This is a genomic window from Streptomyces sp. NBC_01352, assembly GCF_036237295.1.
Classification (GTDB): Bacteria; Actinomycetota; Actinomycetes; order Streptomycetales; family Streptomycetaceae; genus Streptomyces; species Streptomyces plumbiresistens.
The window spans coordinates 5,763,237-5,779,055 of sequence record NZ_CP108354.1 but is presented as its reverse complement, the minus strand read 5'-3'; the positions used below and the strand labels follow the sequence as shown (position 1 = coordinate 5,779,055).

Annotated in this window: 15 protein-coding genes and 3 tRNA genes; 9 read left to right on the top strand and 9 right to left on the bottom strand. The window is 69.1% G+C overall.

Going from position 1 to position 15,819, the window contains the following annotated elements; genetic code table 11:
• Positions 1 to 82 precede the first annotated feature (82 nt).
• Together OG252_RS26915 and OG252_RS26910 are read left to right on the top strand one after the other, a co-directional pair.
• A tRNA-Asp gene (locus tag OG252_RS26915) sits at positions 83 to 157 on the top strand.
• A gap of 492 nt (positions 158 to 649) precedes the next feature.
• Positions 650 to 841 carry a DUF6274 family protein gene (locus OG252_RS26910; RefSeq protein WP_329339304.1) on the top strand — a complete coding sequence of 64 codons (192 nt, stop codon included), beginning with the start codon at positions 650 to 652 and terminating at the stop codon, positions 839 to 841.
• A 481-nt stretch (positions 842 to 1,322) separates the two neighbouring features.
• Here OG252_RS26910 and bldC read toward each other — a convergent pair whose 3' ends face one another.
• Both bldC and OG252_RS26900 read right to left on the bottom strand, forming a co-directional pair.
• Positions 1,323 to 1,529, bottom strand: a complete 207-nt coding sequence (gene bldC / locus OG252_RS26905; RefSeq protein WP_003949541.1) for a developmental transcriptional regulator BldC — start codon at positions 1,527 to 1,529, stop codon at positions 1,323 to 1,325.
• Between the two features lie 577 nt (positions 1,530 to 2,106).
• Positions 2,107 to 2,949 carry a hypothetical protein gene (locus tag OG252_RS26900; RefSeq protein ID WP_266437082.1) on the bottom strand — a complete coding sequence of 281 codons (843 nt, stop codon included), beginning with the start codon at positions 2,947 to 2,949 and terminating at the stop codon, positions 2,107 to 2,109.
• 223 nt (positions 2,950 to 3,172) lie between these two features.
• On the opposite strand from OG252_RS26900, the gene OG252_RS26895 reads away from it, so the two are divergent.
• The gene (locus OG252_RS26895) at positions 3,173 to 4,279 is read left to right on the top strand and encodes a Leu/Phe/Val dehydrogenase (protein WP_329339301.1); all 1,107 of its coding nucleotides are present in this window, start codon (positions 3,173 to 3,175) and stop codon (positions 4,277 to 4,279) included.
• 300 nt (positions 4,280 to 4,579) lie between these two features.
• Positions 4,580 to 4,831 carry a DUF3073 domain-containing protein gene (locus OG252_RS26890; RefSeq protein WP_266437079.1) on the top strand — a complete coding sequence of 84 codons (252 nt, stop codon included), beginning with the start codon at positions 4,580 to 4,582 and terminating at the stop codon, positions 4,829 to 4,831.
• Positions 4,832 to 4,915: 84 nt separating this feature from the next.
• Here the strand turns inward: OG252_RS26890 and purM are convergent, their stop codons facing one another.
• The 7 genes from purM to purS form a co-directional block, all read right to left on the bottom strand.
• The gene (gene purM / locus OG252_RS26885; protein ID WP_329339299.1) at positions 4,916 to 5,983 is read right to left on the bottom strand and encodes a phosphoribosylformylglycinamidine cyclo-ligase; all 1,068 of its coding nucleotides are present in this window, start codon (positions 5,981 to 5,983) and stop codon (positions 4,916 to 4,918) included.
• 41 nt (positions 5,984 to 6,024) lie between these two features.
• Positions 6,025 to 7,554: an amidophosphoribosyltransferase gene (purF, locus tag OG252_RS26880; protein ID WP_266437075.1), complete on the bottom strand. Its 1,530-nt coding sequence runs from the start codon at positions 7,552 to 7,554 to the stop codon at positions 6,025 to 6,027.
• A gap of 72 nt (positions 7,555 to 7,626) precedes the next feature.
• The gene (locus OG252_RS26875; RefSeq protein WP_329339297.1) at positions 7,627 to 8,397 is read right to left on the bottom strand and encodes an META domain-containing protein; all 771 of its coding nucleotides are present in this window, start codon (positions 8,395 to 8,397) and stop codon (positions 7,627 to 7,629) included.
• A gap of 76 nt (positions 8,398 to 8,473) precedes the next feature.
• A complete protein-coding gene (locus tag OG252_RS26870; protein ID WP_329339295.1) occupies positions 8,474 to 9,271 on the bottom strand; it encodes a maleylpyruvate isomerase family mycothiol-dependent enzyme in 798 nt (265 codons plus the stop codon).
• Positions 9,272 to 9,698: 427 nt separating this feature from the next.
• Positions 9,699 to 11,957: a phosphoribosylformylglycinamidine synthase subunit PurL gene (purL, locus tag OG252_RS26865; RefSeq protein ID WP_329339294.1), complete on the bottom strand. Its 2,259-nt coding sequence runs from the start codon at positions 11,955 to 11,957 to the stop codon at positions 9,699 to 9,701.
• Positions 11,954 to 12,658 carry a phosphoribosylformylglycinamidine synthase subunit PurQ gene (purQ, locus tag OG252_RS26860; protein ID WP_266437065.1) on the bottom strand — a complete coding sequence of 235 codons (705 nt, stop codon included), beginning with the start codon at positions 12,656 to 12,658 and terminating at the stop codon, positions 11,954 to 11,956. The genes purL and purQ overlap by 4 nt, the downstream gene beginning before the upstream one ends.
• Entirely contained in the window at positions 12,655 to 12,918 is a 264-nt protein-coding gene (purS, locus tag OG252_RS26855; RefSeq protein WP_266437062.1) for a phosphoribosylformylglycinamidine synthase subunit PurS, read from the bottom strand. The genes purQ and purS overlap by 4 nt, the downstream gene beginning before the upstream one ends.
• A gap of 351 nt (positions 12,919 to 13,269) precedes the next feature.
• On the opposite strand from purS, the gene OG252_RS26850 reads away from it, so the two are divergent.
• The 5 genes from OG252_RS26850 to OG252_RS26830 all read left to right on the top strand — a co-directional run bounded on the left by OG252_RS26850 (position 13,270) and on the right by OG252_RS26830 (position 15,805).
• A complete protein-coding gene (locus tag OG252_RS26850) occupies positions 13,270 to 13,587 on the top strand; it encodes a histone-like nucleoid-structuring protein Lsr2 (RefSeq protein WP_266437059.1) in 318 nt (105 codons plus the stop codon).
• 123 nt (positions 13,588 to 13,710) lie between these two features.
• Positions 13,711 to 13,782: transfer RNA gene (locus OG252_RS26845), tRNA-Gly, on the top strand.
• An 80-nt stretch (positions 13,783 to 13,862) separates the two neighbouring features.
• A tRNA-Gly gene (locus OG252_RS26840) sits at positions 13,863 to 13,938 on the top strand.
• 137 nt (positions 13,939 to 14,075) lie between these two features.
• On the top strand, positions 14,076 to 15,032 hold the full coding sequence (locus OG252_RS26835) for an ABC transporter ATP-binding protein (RefSeq protein ID WP_329339291.1): 957 nt from the start codon (positions 14,076 to 14,078) through the stop codon (positions 15,030 to 15,032).
• Positions 15,029 to 15,805 (top strand): ABC transporter permease, encoded by a 777-nt coding sequence (locus tag OG252_RS26830; protein WP_329339289.1) that lies wholly within the window; start codon positions 15,029 to 15,031, stop codon positions 15,803 to 15,805. The genes OG252_RS26835 and OG252_RS26830 overlap by 4 nt, the downstream gene beginning before the upstream one ends.
• Positions 15,806 to 15,819: the final 14 nt, after the last annotated feature.

Sequence of the window (15,819 nt, the reverse complement as noted above, 5' to 3'; positions counted from 1 at the left end):
CACCGGGTGAGTTCGACCCGGGGCTCACCCTCCTGTACAGTCTCTTCTCGCAGCGCAACGCACGAATAGCGCCGCGAAACCTGGTCCTGTGGAGCAGTTTGGAGTGCTCGCCACCCTGTCAAGGTGGAGGCCGCGGGTTCAAATCCCGTCAGGACCGCAGTGAAAGTAAAGGCCCGCTCGCCATCGGCAGCGGGCCTTACTCATGCAACAACCCACCGACCCAGCTCGCCACCCTGTCGAGGTGGAGGCCGCGCCCGCGGCGCAGCCGCCATCGGGTACAGCAAATCCCGTCAGGACCGCAGTGAAGTAAGCGGCCCGCTCGCCGACATCGGCAGCGGGCCTTACTCATGCCGTCACTTCCTGGCCGACCGAGTCGGGTGGCGGGTGGGCACAGGCCGGGGGTCTGGGGGCGGAGCCCCCAGGAGCGGCCCGCATCAATGCCGGCCGGGGGAGCAGCCCTCAGGAGCGCCCCGCATCAGCACCGGGGGCCGGGGACCCGGGGGCCCACCCCCAGCGACGGCCGTCACGTCCGCGCCGGCGCCCGGCATCGGCTCGACCGGCGGAGCCCACCGCGCCCTTGACGGCGTCACTTTCGCTCGGTACCCAGAAACCAGGGCCCGTTTCCCGTGCGGCCCCTTGGAGGTGGGGTATGGCGGCATCGACCAGGCACGAGACTCGGGCGCTGCTCCGTGCCCATCTGGCGGCCGCTTCCTCCTATCGCCACCTGACACGTCATTGCTCGATCTGCCATCGCCTGTTGCGACTGGCGATGGACGGCGCCCCACACACCGCGCAGACGCCCGAGGGGGCCGTCGAGGACGAGAGTCCCTCCGGTGCGTGACCGTGACCCGGCCCCAACGCCCGCTCCGCTGGGGGGCGATGGAAGCTGTCCCTCCTCTAGCGCACATGAACCAGGGGCAACAAGGACTCTGGCATGTGACGGGTGTCACTGCATGAGTTTCTGAAACCGCGGTACTTACGCCTCACCTACAACTGGTCAATTTAATATGTGCAATTGCACCAGCGTCAGGGCGTGCCCACAGGAGATCCGACAGCCCTCCCCAGAGTCCGACAAGCCCGCTCACAGAGCCGCCCCGTAGGCCACGCCGCACCCACACACGTACGCACACGCGCGCACAAAAAGATCGCGCTGGACTCGGCGGAGTCCAGCGCGATCGACGACGCACCCTGTCACTGCTTGGGAAGCCCGGAGGGGCCTGGGCGTGGGTTCTGTTGGGGCAGAACCCGCGTCGCTTGGAGCCAAGGGTCCGGGCGCCGCGGCATGTTGGGGGAACTGCCGGTTTTGCCCGGTTATTCAGTTGTTAGGCCTCGCTGCGCTGCTGCGGGATGCCCGCGAGCAGAGCGCGGACCTCAGCCTCGCGGTATCGGCGGTGACCGCCGAGCGTTCGGATCGAAGTGAGCTTGCCGGCCTTCGCCCACCGCGTGACCGTCTTCGGGTCGACGCGGAACATCGTGGCGACCTCAGCCGGGGTCAGCAGCGGCTCGGCATCAGGGGTGCGAGCGGTCATGAGCGGCCTCCTCGGGAGAACCGAACCTTCTCGGTTCTTTCCTCTAAATTCTGCACCTTGACCCGCGTTGCCCGAAATGGCGGACGCGAGTCGAGTCGGTTATAGGACGAACGGCTTGTCCTCGGCACTACAACTACACCATCCGTCCAGCCGCGTCGGCCAAACCGATGGAATTGCCCCTCCAGGTGTTCATCAGCGACGGAAGCCGATGGACCATGCCATAGCGGACAGTCACGCCGCTGTGACGATCAGTCACAGGACGATCAGGAGTCATCAGACCCCCCTAAGCACATGCAATGCTGAGATTCCGCCCGTACTACAACAGAACGGGACGGACGGAGTTCCCCCGGACTCCTTGTCCTATTTTGGCATGAGGAGGGGCAAGGGACGCAAGGGCCGCGTACGTGCGGTCCGTCACGCTTGGCATCAAACGCCCCGGATCGGGACCTACGTCCCTTGTTGACGAAACCTCAGGACATACCGAGGAGAAACCTCGGTCCGAGGACGAAACCCCAAAACGGGCGTCAGGTCAAACGTCAGTTCGTTACCTGGGTCACCTGAGTGACCTGAGCCACGCTCAGTTCGCCGAGCGCCGGTCCCGGACCGACCGCCACCGCTCCACCAGCCGCGCGTACGCCTCGCCCGCCGCGACCCCGTCACCGCTGCGCAGCGCCTGGATGCCCTCGGCCACGTCGGCCGCCGAGTGGTCGTCCTCCAGCTCGCCGGCCGGCAGTGTGTGCACCAGGCCGCCGTAGTCCAGCTCCACCAGCGAGCGCGGGTGGAACTCCTCCAGCCAGCGCCCGACGTCCACCAGACCGTCGATCAGCGGCCCCTCGTCGATGGCCTCCTTGAGCGCCCTGAGGCCACGGGCGACCCGGCGCCGGGCCTGCACCATCGGCGTCCGGTAGCGCAGCATCGGCGGGACGTCGCCGGAGCCCTTGTCGAAGCGCCGCTCCTCGTCGGAGACCAGCACGAACCAGTTCAGCGGCACCTGCCAGGTCGCCGTACGGATCCAGGGCCGGGCGTCCGGGTTGCGGGCCAGCCAGCGCTCGTAGTCCTGGGCGGCCTGCTGCCGTACGACCTGTGGGAGCACCGCCTCCAGGACCGGCCGCGGCAGCTCGTCGCCGAACTCGGCCAGGGCCTGCCAGCCGCGCAGCCGGGTCCGCCAGGGGCACACGCACACCACCCCGTCGACCTCCAGCACGAACGCGTCACCGCTCTCGTGCACCGGCACCGGGATGGGCGGGGTGGGCAGCAAGTCGGACAGGGAGCGGCGGAGTTCGTCCTGGTACGAGGGACGGTCGGGGCGGCGGGCGTAGCGCGCCCAGTGGCCGCGCTCCGGCTCCGGGAAGGCGGCCAGCGGCTCGTACACACGCAGATAGGTGGCGTACGGGACGATCAACGAGGACACCTTGGGCACGCCTGCTCCCTCCCCCGCCGTCTGCCAGGAAAACCTGCGAAACCCGCACACAAACGAGCGGGAAAACTATGCAAATCGTCGCACGGACGCACCCGGCGAGCAGGTGATCCTGAGCACTGCGCGCTGACCGGGGCTCCCAGGCTCTAATCTCATGCTCACAGCCCCCGCCACCTGTACGGGAGCCGGTCTCCACCCGCCGCTACTTACTTCAGGAGTCACCACAGTGACCGACGTAACCGGCGCACCTGCTGATGTACTGCACACCCTGTTCCACTCGGATCAGGGCGGTCATGAGCAAGTCGTGCTCTGCCAGGACCGTGCCAGCGGTCTCAAGGCCGTCATCGCCCTCCACTCCACCGCCCTGGGCCCCGCGCTCGGCGGCACGCGCTTCTACCCGTACGCGAGTGAGGCGGAGGCCGTCGCCGACGCGCTGAACCTCGCCCGCGGGATGTCGTACAAGAACGCCATGGCCGGTCTCGACCACGGCGGCGGCAAGGCCGTGATCATCGGCGATCCGGACCGGGACAAGACCGAGGAGCTGCTCCTCGCCTACGGCCGGTTCGTCGCCTCGCTCGGCGGCCGCTACGTCACCGCCTGCGACGTCGGCACGTACGTCGCCGACATGGACGTCGTGGCGCGCGAGTGCCGCTGGACGACCGGACGCTCGCCCGAGAACGGCGGCGCCGGGGACTCCTCCGTCCTCACCGCCTTCGGCGTCTACCAGGGCATGCGCGCCTCCGCGCAGCACCTGTGGGGCGATCCGTCGCTGCGCGACCGCCGGGTCGGCATCGCGGGCGTCGGCAAGGTCGGGCACCACCTGGTGGAGCACCTGCGCGCCGAGGGCGCCGACATCGTGATCACGGACGTGCGCGAGGAGGCCGTACGCCGGATCCTCGACCGGCACCCGGAGGGCGTGACGGCCGTGGCCGACACGGACGCGCTGATCCGGGTGGGCGGGCTCGACATCTACGCCCCGTGCGCGCTGGGCGGGGCCCTGGACGACGACACCGTGCCGGTGCTGACCGCCCGCATCGTCTGCGGCGCCGCCAACAACCAGCTCGCCCACCCGGGCGTGGAGAAGGACCTCGCCGACCGCGGGATCCTCTACGCGCCGGACTACGTGGTGAACGCCGGCGGTGTCATCCAGGTCGCCGACGAGCTGCACGGGTTCGACTTCGAGCGGTGCAGGGCGAAGGCCGCGAAGATCTTCGACACCACGCTGGCCATATTCGCACGTGCGAAGGCGGATGGGATTCCGCCGGCCGCCGCGGCCGACCGGATCGCCGAGCAGCGGATGCACGAGGCGGCCACGGCCCGCCGGACGCGGTGACCCGCCAGGCGCACTCGCAGGTTTGACCGGTACCCGTCGGCGCACACTTAGAGAGAACTCTCACGTTCGTCGGCGGGTCGGCCGTGGATAAGTGGTTAAAATCGCGGTTGACCAGCGAGGACAGGGCACCTCGAGGGTTCTGGGTCCGGGCACGTCCTGCGGGCGACGTACCGTATGGGCGCGGGCTCAGGTACCGTGGAAGCCCTACGGACGGGTCTCTCCATGGAGAGCCCGTTCCAGATCATGAACGCGTGTCAAGACTCTGGGGCCGCCGGGCCCCATCACCGAGGGGGTCGAGCCATGGGGCGCGGCCGGGCCAAGGCCAAGCAGACGAAGGTCGCCCGCCAGCTGAAGTACAACAGCGGCGGGACAGACCTGTCGCGTCTGGCCAGCGAGCTGGGCGCTTCGACTTCGAATCAACCGCCGAATGGCGAGCCGTTCGAGGACGACGACGAGGAAGACGACCCGTACGCCCAGTACGCGGATCTGTACAACGACAACGAGGACGAGGACGACGAGTCCGGTCCTACGTCTCAACGCCGCGGCGCTTGACGATTCAGCTCTGCATCACCCGGTCCAGCGGTTACCACCGCCGGACCGGGTTTTGCTCTGCCCTCGTCAGGCGGTGCGGCCTCGTCAGGCGGCGTGGTCACCGACCAGCTCCGCACCCGTGGCGCGGTCGCCGCGGTCCGTGATCTCGCCGGCCACCCAGGCCTCGACGCCGCGGTCGGCCAGGGTCGTCAGGGCCACGTCCGCCGACTCCTCCGGCAGGATCGCGATCATGCCGACGCCCATGTTCAGGGTCTTCTCCAGCTCCAGGCGTTCGACGTCACCCGTCCTGCCGACGAGGTCGAACACCGGGGCCGGGGTCCAGGTGGAGCGGTCCACGATCGCGTGCAGGCCGTCGGGGATGACACGGGCCAGGTTGGCTGCGAGTCCGCCACCGGTGACGTGCGAGAAGGCGTGCACCTCGGCCGTGCGGGTCAGCGCCAGGCAGTCCAGCGAGTAGATCTTGGTGGGCTCCAGGAGCTCCTCGCCCAGCGTGCGGCCGAACTCCTCGATGTGCGCGTCCAGGGACAGACCGGCCTGGTTCAGCAGCACATGCCGGACGAGCGAGTACCCGTTCGAGTGAAGTCCGGAGGCCGCCATGGCGATGACGGCGTCACCCTTACGGATGCGATCCGGGCCGAGGAGGCGGTCGGCCTCCACCACGCCCGTACCGGCACCGGCGACGTCGAAGTCGTCCGGGCCGAGCAGACCGGGGTGCTCGGCGGTCTCGCCGCCGATCAGGGCGCACCCGGCCAGGACACAGCCCTCGGCGATGCCCTTGACGACGGCGGCGACCCGCTCGGGGTGGACCTTGCCGACGCAGATGTAGTCGGTCATGAACAGCGGCTCGGCGCCGCACACCACGATGTCGTCCATGACCATCGCGACCAGGTCGTGGCCGATGGTGTCGTAGACGCCCAGCTGGCGCGCGATGTCGACCTTCGTGCCGACGCCGTCGGTGGCGGAGGCGAGGAGGGGACGCTCGTAGCGCTTGAGGGCGGAGGCGTCGAAGAGGCCGGCGAAACCGCCGAGGCCGCCGAGGACCTCGGGGCGCTGCGTCTTCTTCACCCACTCCTTCATCAGCTCGACGGCGCGGTCGCCCGCTTCGATGTCGACGCCCGCCGCTGCGTAGCTGGCACCAGTTGTCTCAGACATGACGATGAGAACTTTCGTGTCGTACTGCAGGAAGGCAGGTGTTACGGGCGACGGATCGCGTCGGCCGCGGCCGTGGCGGCGGGCCCGGCGGCCAGCTCGGTCTCCAGGAGCTGCTTGCCGAGCAGCTCGGGATCCGGGAGTGCCATCGGGTACTCGCCGTCGAAGCAGGCGCGGCAGAGGTTCGGCTTGGCGATGGTGGTCGCCTCGATCATGCCGTCGAGGGAGATGTACGCCAGGGAGTCGGCGCCCAGGGAGGTGCCGATCTCGTCGATGGTCATGCCGTTGGCGATGAGCTCGGCGCGGGTCGCGAAATCTATGCCGAAGAAGCACGGCCACTTCACGGGCGGCGAGGAGATCCGGATGTGGACCTCGGCGGCGCCCGCCTCGCGGAGCATGCGGACCAGGGCCCGCTGGGTGTTGCCGCGCACGATCGAGTCGTCGACGACGACCAGGCGCTTGCCCTTGATGACTTCCTTCAGCGGGTTCAGCTTCAGGCGGATGCCCAGCTGACGGATGGTCTGGGAAGGCTGGATGAACGTACGGCCGACGTACGCGTTCTTCACCAGGCCGGCACCGAAGGGGATGCCGGAGGCCTCCGCGTAGCCGATGGCGGCCGGGGTGCCGGACTCCGGAGTCGCTATGACCAGGTCGGCCTCGGCAGGGGCTTCCTTGGCGAGCTTGCGGCCCATCTCCACGCGGGAGAGGTACACGTTCCGGCCGGCGATGTCGGTGTCGGGGCGGGCCAGGTACACGTACTCGAAGACACAGCCCTTGGGCTTCGCTTCCGCGAATCGGGACGTGCGCAGACCGTTCTCGTCGATCGCGATGAACTCGCCCGGCTCGATCTCGCGGACGTAGGCCGCGCCGCAGATGTCGAGGGCGGCGGACTCGGAGGCGACGACCCAGCCGCGCTCCAGGCGGCCGAGGACCAGCGGGCGGATGCCCTGCGGGTCACGGGCGGCGTAGAGGGTGTGCTCGTCCATGTAGACGAGCGAGAAGGCGCCCTGGACCTGCGGGAGGATCCGGATGGAGGCCTCTTCGATGGTCAGCGGCTTGCCGTCGTCGTCGACCTGGGCCGCGAGGAGCGCGGTGAGCAGGTCGGTGTCGTTGGTGGCGGCCACCCGGGTGGACCGGCCGTTGGTGTCCTTGGGGAGGTCGGCGACCATCTCGGCGAGCTGCGCCGTGTTGACCAGGTTGCCGTTGTGGCCGAGCGCGATGGAGCCGTGCGCGGTGGCACGGAACGTCGGCTGGGCGTTCTCCCACACGGAGGCACCGGTGGTCGAGTAGCGGGCGTGACCGACCGCGATGTGACCCTGGAGCGATCCGAGCGAGGTCTCGTCGAAGACCTGGGAAACGAGGCCCATGTCCTTGAAGACGAGGATCTGGGAGCCGTTGCTGACCGCGATTCCCGCGGATTCCTGGCCCCGATGCTGGAGGGCGTAGAGCCCGAAGTAGGAGAGCTTGGCGACCTCTTCGCCCGGAGCCCAGACACCGAAGACGCCGCAAGCGTCCTGGGGGCCCTTCTCACCGGGGAGCAGGTCGTGGTTGAGTCGTCCGTCACCACGTGGCACGTACCCGAGTGTAGGCGAGGTCGACCACTGGTCCGAATTGGGGAATCCCCGGCCCTGAGCTGCGGTAAAGGATCACTTGTCGGCGACCGCGGTGACGACCGCGTCGTTTTCGCTGGTCAGCGAGAGGGTTCGGTGATCGAGTTCGTAACTCACGGTGCTGTTGAAGAGCCGGAGCAGCTCCTTCTCCACGTTCATGAGTGAGGCGTCGCACATCATTCGGGTCGTGGACGGAGCGCCGAGGGTGATATGTCCGTCGCTGACCGTCGCCTTGGCGTTCACCTTGTTGCAGCCGAGGCTGCCGGAGACCTTGCCGGTCTTCTTGTCGAAGGTGAGGTGCGCCTTGCTCTGGGACGCGGGTGACGTGACCTGCCATTTCGTGCCGTAGAGGGAGGCGTCTGCCGCCTTGGTGAGGTGGACGCGGTCTCCGGCCTCGGTGGTGAGGGTCAGGCGGCCGTCCTTGACCTCGGTCTTCAGGGCGCCGTCCGCGAGGGTGCGGGCGAGGGTCCGCTCGAAGTCCATGGGCTTGTCCTCGCATGCCATTCCCGTGGTCGTGGCGTCGCTGAGTTCGATGCTGTCGCCCTCGACGGCGGCCTTGGCGTTGAAGTGGTTGCAGCCGTAGTTGCCGGCCGCCTCGCCGTCGGTGATCTCGACGTGCGCGTCGGAGGGGGACCGGTGGGTGGTGCCGTCGACGGTGACGCTGTCGACGCTCCAGTGGACGCCGGTGATGGGCGGGGCGGCGCCGACCGATCCACCGTCGGCCTTCTCGTTGCCGCAGGCTGCCGCCAGGGGGGCGAGAGCGAGGGCGGTCACGGTGAGGGTGAGTCGCTGCTTCTGCCTGTACATGCCGATTCGACGGGGCAGGTGGGGTGTTTGGTTCCCTCTGTTCCCGTCTCAGGCGTTCCCGCCTCAGGTATTCCCCTCAGGTGAGGAGCGGCAGCAGTCCGCCCAGGTCCGCCCGTTCCCCGCTCGCGCTGACCTTCGCCTCGTCGAGCGCGTCCTTCCAGCTCACGCGCCCGGTGGCGAGGCGGATCCAGGTCAGCGGGTCGGTCTCGACGACGTTCGGCGGGGTGCCGCGGGTGTGCCGGGGGCCCTCGACGCACTGGACGACGGCGTACGGCGGGATCCGCACCTCGGTGGAACCGCCGGGGGCCCTCGCGGCGAGCGTGTCGGCGAGGAGGCGGGTGGCGGCGGCGAGGGCCTGACGGTCGTACGGGATGTCGAGGCCGGGGACGGCGGCGTTCAGGTCGTCGGTGTGGACGACGAGTTCGACGGTACGGGTGACCAGGTAGTCGTCGAGCGACAGGGCACCCGCGCTGGTGGCGAGCAGCCGGGTGCCGGGGTTCTCCGCGAGGCGGGCGGTGAAACGCCGCTCCACGTCGGCGAGGTGGGCGGCGAGGTCCGGGTTCCGCTCGGCGAGGTCCCGGGCGTGACCGGCGATGTCCGGCGCGTCGGCGCCGATGGCGTGCGGCCAGTCGAGGAGCACGCCGTTCTGCTTCGGCGGTTCGGGCTCGTCGAGCAGTCGTACGACGGCCCCGAGGGCCATGCCGGTGTGCGCGGCCAGATCCCGTACGGTCCAGTCCCCGAGCCGGGTGGGCAGGGCGGCCTGCTCGGGGGTGAGGGTGGCGACGGCTTCCCGTACGTTCCCGAACTGGGCCAGGACCGCGGTGCGGATCTTGGCGGGGTCGTAGGTGCGGGCGCGCTTCTTGGCCGGGGGCATGACGATCAGCCTAGGCGGACTGCTGTGCCGGGCGGGAGTCGACGATCTCTCGGTTCCTCGGGACACCGAGGTCTCCAGCCGAATGCCTGCCGGCGCGCGTCAGGAGGTGGAGGTCACCCCCTCCGGGAACGTTGGGCTCGCCCTGGCCGTAGAAGGTCCGGGCGTCGCCGTCGCCGATGTCGTCCTCGTCGGCACAGGCCGGGCCGGGCCGGGTCGAACAGCGTGCGGCCCGGTCGGTGGTCGGCCGCAGGGCGCACCGCTCGCGCCAGGCGTTCTTGTCGGCCGGGGCGTCATCGCCTGGTCCGGCAGCCGGAGTTGCTCGCGCGACGGTTCACCAACTGACCGATGACCGGCAGAAGTCAGCACGCGTGAAGGCCCCGGCCGTCGGAACGGTCGGGGCCTTCACGGCCGTACAGCCGAAGGGAATTTACGCCAGCAGAGCCGGGATGGTCCCCTCGTGAGCCTCGCGCAGGTCCTCCAGCGACAGCTCGAACTCGCCCTGGAGCTCGACGCAGTCGCCGTCGACGACACCAATGCGGGTGACGGGCAGACCCCGCGCCCCGCACATGTCGTTGAAGCGGACCTCTTCGGAGCGGGGAACGGCCACGACGGCGCGGCCGGCCGACTCCGAGAAGAGGAGGGTGAAGGCGTCGAGCCCGTCCGGTACGACCAGACGCGCGCCCTTGCCGCCGAGCAGCGCCGACTCGACGACCGCCTGGATCAGGCCGCCGTCGGACAGGTCGTGCGCGGAGTCGATCATGCCGTCGCGGGAGGCGGAGATCAGGATCTCGGCGAGCAGGCGCTCGCGCTCCAGGTCGACCTTCGGGGGCAGGCCGCCGAGGTGGTCGTGGATCACCTGCGACCAGGCCGAACCGCCGAACTCCTCGCGGGTGTCGCCGAGGAGGTAGAGCAGCTGGCCCTCCTCCTGGAAGGCGACCGGCGTGCGGCGGGCCACGTCGTCGATGACGCCCAGGACCGCGACCACCGGGGTCGGGTGGATCGCCACCTCGCCGGTCTGGTTGTAGAGCGACACGTTGCCGCCGGTGACCGGCGTGCCCAACTGCTGGCAGGCGTCGGCCAGTCCACGGATCGCCTCCGCGAACTGCCACATCACCGCCGGGTCCTCGGGCGAGCCGAAGTTCAGGCAGTCGGAGACGGCGAGCGGCTTGGCACCGGTCGTGGCGACGTTGCGGTACGCCTCGGAGAGCGCCAGCTGCGCGCCCGCGTACGGGTCCAGCTTGGTGTAACGGCCGTTGCCGTCCGTCGCGATGGCGACGCCGAGGCCGGTCTCCTCGTCGATGCGGATCATCCCGGAGTCCTCGGGCTGGGCCAGCACCGTGTTGCCCTGCACGAAGTGGTCGTACTGGGAGGTGATCCAGGACTTGGAGGCCTGGTTCGGGGACGACACCAGCTTCAGGACCTGGTCCTTCAGCTCTTCGCTCGAAGCAGGCCGCGGGAGCTTGTTCGCGTCGTCCGCCTGGAGCGCGTCCTGCCAGGACGGGCGGGCGTACGGGCGCTCGTAGGTCGGACCCTCGTGTGCCACCGTGCGCGGGTCGACGTCGACGATCTTGCCGCCGTGCCAGTAGATCTCCAGGCGGTCGCCGTCGGTGACCTCGCCGATCACCGTGGCGATGACGTCCCACTTGTCGCAGATCTCCAGGAACCGGTCGACCTTCCCCGGCTCGACGACCGCGCACATGCGCTCCTGCGACTCGCTCATGAGGATTTCCTCGGGCGAGAGGGTCGAGTCGCGCAGGGGCACGTCGTCCAGAGTCACGCGCATGCCGCCGGAGCCGTTGGAGGCCAGCTCGGACGTGGCGCAGGACAGGCCCGCCGCACCGAGGTCCTGGATGCCGACGACCAGCTTCTCCTTGAAGGCCTCCAGGGTGCACTCGATGAGGAGCTTCTCCTGGAAGGGGTCGCCGACCTGCACGGCCGGACGCTTCGACGGCTTGGCGTCGTCGAAGGTCTCGCTGGCCAGGATCGACGCGCCGCCGATGCCGTCGCCGCCCGTGCGGGCCCCGTACAGGATGACCTTGTTGCCCGCGCCGGACGCCTTCGCGAGGTGGATGTCCTCGTGCCGCATGACACCGATGGCACCGGCGTTGACCAGCGGGTTGCCCTGGTAGCAGGCGTCGAAGACGACCTCGCCGCCGATGTTCGGGAGGCCGAGGCAGTTGCCGTAACCGCCGATGCCGGCCACCACACCGGGCAGGACGCGCTTGGTGTCCGGGTGGTCGGCCGCACCGAACCGCAGGGGGTCGACGACCGCGACCGGCCGGGCACCCATCGCGATGATGTCGCGGACAATGCCGCCGACACCGGTCGCGGCGCCCTGGTACGGCTCCACGTACGAGGGGTGGTTGTGCGACTCCACCTTGAAGGTGACCGCGTAGCCCTGGCCGACGTCGACGACACCCGCGTTCTCGCCGATGCCCACGAGCAGGGCGTCGGACTGGGGGGCCTTCTCGCCGAACTGGCGCAGGTGCACCTTCGACGACTTGTACGAGCAGTGCTCGGACCACATGACGGAGTACATGGCGAGCTCGGCGCCGGTCGGGCGGCGGCCGAGGATCTCCACCACCCGCTCGTACTCGTCCTTCTTCAGGCCGAGTTCGGCCCAGGGCAGCTCGACGTCGGGGGTCGCGGTCGCGTGCTCGACCGTGTCCAGAGGCGTCCGGCTCATACGTTGACCAGCTTCTTGAGGATCGAGGTGAAGAAGGGGAGGCCGTCGGTGCGGCCGGTGCCGATGAGCGGCTCCACGGCGTGCTCCGGGTGCGGCATCAGGCCTACGACGTTCCCGGCCTCGTTGCTGATGCCGGCGATGTCGCGCAGCGAACCGTTCGGGTTGCCGTATCCGTCAACGGCTGCGCCGTGGGCCAGGTAGCGGAAGGCGACCCTGCCCTCGGCCTCCAGCTTGTCCAGCGTGTACTCGTCGGCGACGTACCGGCCGTCCATGTTCTTCAGCGGGATGTTGATCTCCTGGCCGGCCGAGTAGTCGGTCGTCCAGGCGGTGTCCGCGTTCTCCACCCGCAGCTTCTGGTCGCGGCAGATGAAGTGGAGGTGGTCGTTGCCGAGCATCCCGCCCGGGAGGAGGTGGGCCTCGGTGAGGATCTGGAAGCCGTTGCAGATGCCGAGGACCGGGAGGCCCGCCTTCGCCTGCTCGATGAGGGGCTCCATCACCGGCGAGAAGCGCGCGATGGCACCGGCGCGCAGATAGTCGCCGTAGGAGAAACCGCCGCACAGCACCACGGCGTCGACCTGGTGGAGGTCCTTGTCCTTGTGCCAGAGGGCGACCGGTTCGGCGCCCGCGAGGCGGATCGCGCGCTGAGTGTCCCGGTCGTCGAGGCTGCCCGGGAAAGTGACGACGCCAATACGAGCGGTCACTTCACGGCCTCCGCGACTTCCTCCACCTTGACGGAGAAGTCCTCGATGACGGTGTTGGCGAGGAAGGATTCCGCAAGATCGTGGATGCGGGCGAGCGTTGCCTCGTCGACCGGTCCGTCAACTTCCAGTTCGAATCGCTTTCCCTGACGTACGTCCGAGATGCCTTCGAAACCGAGCCGCGGCAGTGCGCGCTGCACCGCCTGGCCCTGGGGGTCGAGGATCTCCGGCTTGAGCATGACGTCGACTACGACGCGTGCCACTGGCACTCCCGGTGTTGTGGTGCTGAGCAGGTTCCTGCAGGTGTCTTCAGACTACCCGCACAAAATTTCTACGCGGGTAGAGTTGTAGGAAACTACGTGACGGCTGTCACGATCCGGTATCGGAAGGGTGCCTTCGCGAAAAGTTCAGGGAAAGATCCCGAATCGATGCGCCACAGCTATTGCGCCGGGGACACGCGGACAGATTTAGTCGGGCTTCACAATGCAATGCCGGGCACTGTACAAATGAATTGGCAATAGCCGATACTTTGCCCAATAACAGGCGGACAGTCGGCATCTCCAGGACGTCCTGGCACGTCATCGCAGAGATGCCGCACGAAGGGACCGATATTCGTGGCGCAGCGTGTCGTGGTCACTCTCTTTGACGACATCGACGGCTCGGAAGCGGCGGAAACGATCGCCTTCGGACTCGACGGCAAGTCGTACGAGATCGACCTGAACCAGGTCAATGCCAAGAAACTGCGTGAGGCACTCGAGCCCTACGTGGAGGCCGGCCGCAAGCGGTCGAGGTCGGGCAAGGCGTACAAGCAGACGGAGGTCGCCCCCGACCCGGCGGCCGTCCGGGCCTGGGCCCAGGCCAACAAGATGGACGTCCCGGCGCGTGGCCGGATCCCGAAGAAGGTCTACGAGGCGTTCGCCGCCGCCCGCTGAACGCGGGCCGACGCCTGGTCACCCGCCCCTCGGGAGAACCGACTTGCGCTGCACCCCTCCTGGTCAGCTAGAGTCTGGAGCACGCCGAGGGGCGAGGCCGAAAGGCCCGGCTCCGAAGTACACGCGGGTGTAGTTCAGTAGTAGAACATCCCCCTTCCAGGGGGAAGGCGCAGTGTGCAATTCCTGTCACCCGCTCTGCACCGCCGGTCCTGACCCTCTTGTGGATCAGGTAGGATGGTGCACGCGCCGATCGGTGAGAGCCGGTCGGAGGCAATGCGGACGTAGCTCAGTTGGTAGAGCGCAACCTTGCCAAGGTTGAGGTCGCCAGTTCGAACCTGGTCGTCCGCTCCATGAAAAAGACCCCGGTCATCGACCGGGGTCTTTTTCGTGTGCCGCGTTCGCGGACCTGGCATGCGTCTGACATTTGTCATGCCGAGTGATGACAGCGCGCACTGCTGCCGGGCCGCCGGGCGCGGAACGCTGAAGGCATGGACACCAACGAAGACGAACGCGTGATTGAGGTCACTGACCTGCGCCGCGTGTACGGGGGCGGCTTCGAGGCGGTGCGCGGAATCTCCTTCTCCGTGCGCCGCGGCGAGGTCTTCGCCCTGCTGGGCACCAACGGGGCGGGCAAGACGTCCACGGTCGAACTGCTGGAGGGGCTCGCGCGGCCGGCCGCGGGGCGCGTGCGGGTCCTCGGCCGTGATCCGTACGCCGAGCGGGCCGTCGTACGGCCTCGGACGGGTGTGATGTTGCAGGAGGGCGGGTTTCCGTCCGAGCTGACCGTCGCCGAGACCGCGCGGATGTGGGCGGGGTGCGTGAGCGGGGCGCGGCCCGAGCGGGAGGTGCTCGCGCTGGTCGGGCTCGAGCGCCGGGCGGGCGTACGGGTGAAGCAGCTGTCCGGGGGTGAGCGGCGGCGCCTGGACCTGGCGCTCGCGCTGCTCGGCGAGCCCGAGGTGCTCTTCCTGGACGAGCCGACGACCGGCCTCGACGCCGAAGGCCGCCGAGAGACCTGGGATTTGGTGGGCGCGCTGCGCGACAGCGGTACGACCGTGCTGCTGACCACGCACTATCTGGAGGAGGCCGAGGATCTCGCCGACCGGCTGGCCATCCTGCACGAAGGGCGGATCGCGGCCGCGGGCACGCCGGCCGAGGTGACCGCCGCGCAGCCGTCCCGGATCTCCTTCGAGCTGCCCGACGGGTACTTCCTGGGCGACCTGCCGCCGCTCGGTCAGCTGGGGGTGTCCGGGCACGAGGTCGAGAGGAACGTCGTACGGCTGCGGACCCGGGAGCTTCAGCGGACGGCCACCGGGGTGCTGGCGTGGGCCGAGCGGGCCGGGGTCGAGCTGCGGCGGCTCGATGTGCGGTCGGCGTCGCTGGAGGAGGCGTTCCTGGGGATCGCCCGCGAGGCCTCCTCCGAGACCGTAGAGGAGTACGCGGCATGAGCGGGGCCGTCACCACTCCGGCGGGGCGCGTCGCGGCACTCGCGCGGGCCGAGCTGACCCTGTTCGGGCGGAGCAAGGGCATGATCGTCACGGCGGTGTTCGTGCCGCTGGTGCTGCCGGTCAGTGCGCGGGCGGTGGTCGAGGACATGGACCTCGGGGGCTCCGGGCTGAGCGTCGGGCTGGTGCTGCTGCCCGGGGCCATCGGGTTCTCGATGCTGTTCGCGGTGTACTCGGCGCTCGTGGGCGTCTTCGTCGGACGGCGCGAGGAACTCGTCCTCAAGAGACTGCGCACCGGTGAGCTGCGGGACAGGGAGATCCTGGCCGGGGCCGCGCTGCCGGCCGTCGCGACCGGGCTGGTGCAGTGCGTGATCCTGGCGGTGGGCTGTTCCGTTCTGCTCGATGTGCCCGCCCCCGAGGCTCCCCAACTCGCGGTGGTCGGGGTGGGGTTGGGATTGGTCCTGAGTGCGGCGCTGGCCGCCGTGACGGCGAGCTTCACGCGTACCGTGGAGAGCTCGCAGGTCACCTCGATGCCGCTGGTGATGGTCTCGATGGTGGGCTCCGGGGTCGCCGTACCGCTGGAGCTGATGCCCGACCGGGTGGCGTCGGTGCTGGAACTGCTGCCGCTGACACCAGTGATCACGCTGGTGCGTGGCGGATGGACCGGGGAACTGTCGGCCTATGAGGCGGTGGGGCCGCTGATGACCGCACTGGCCTGGACCCTGCTGGCCGTGTTTGCTGTACGGCGGTGGTTCCGGTGGGAGCCGCGGCGTTGAGGGACGGGGGCATG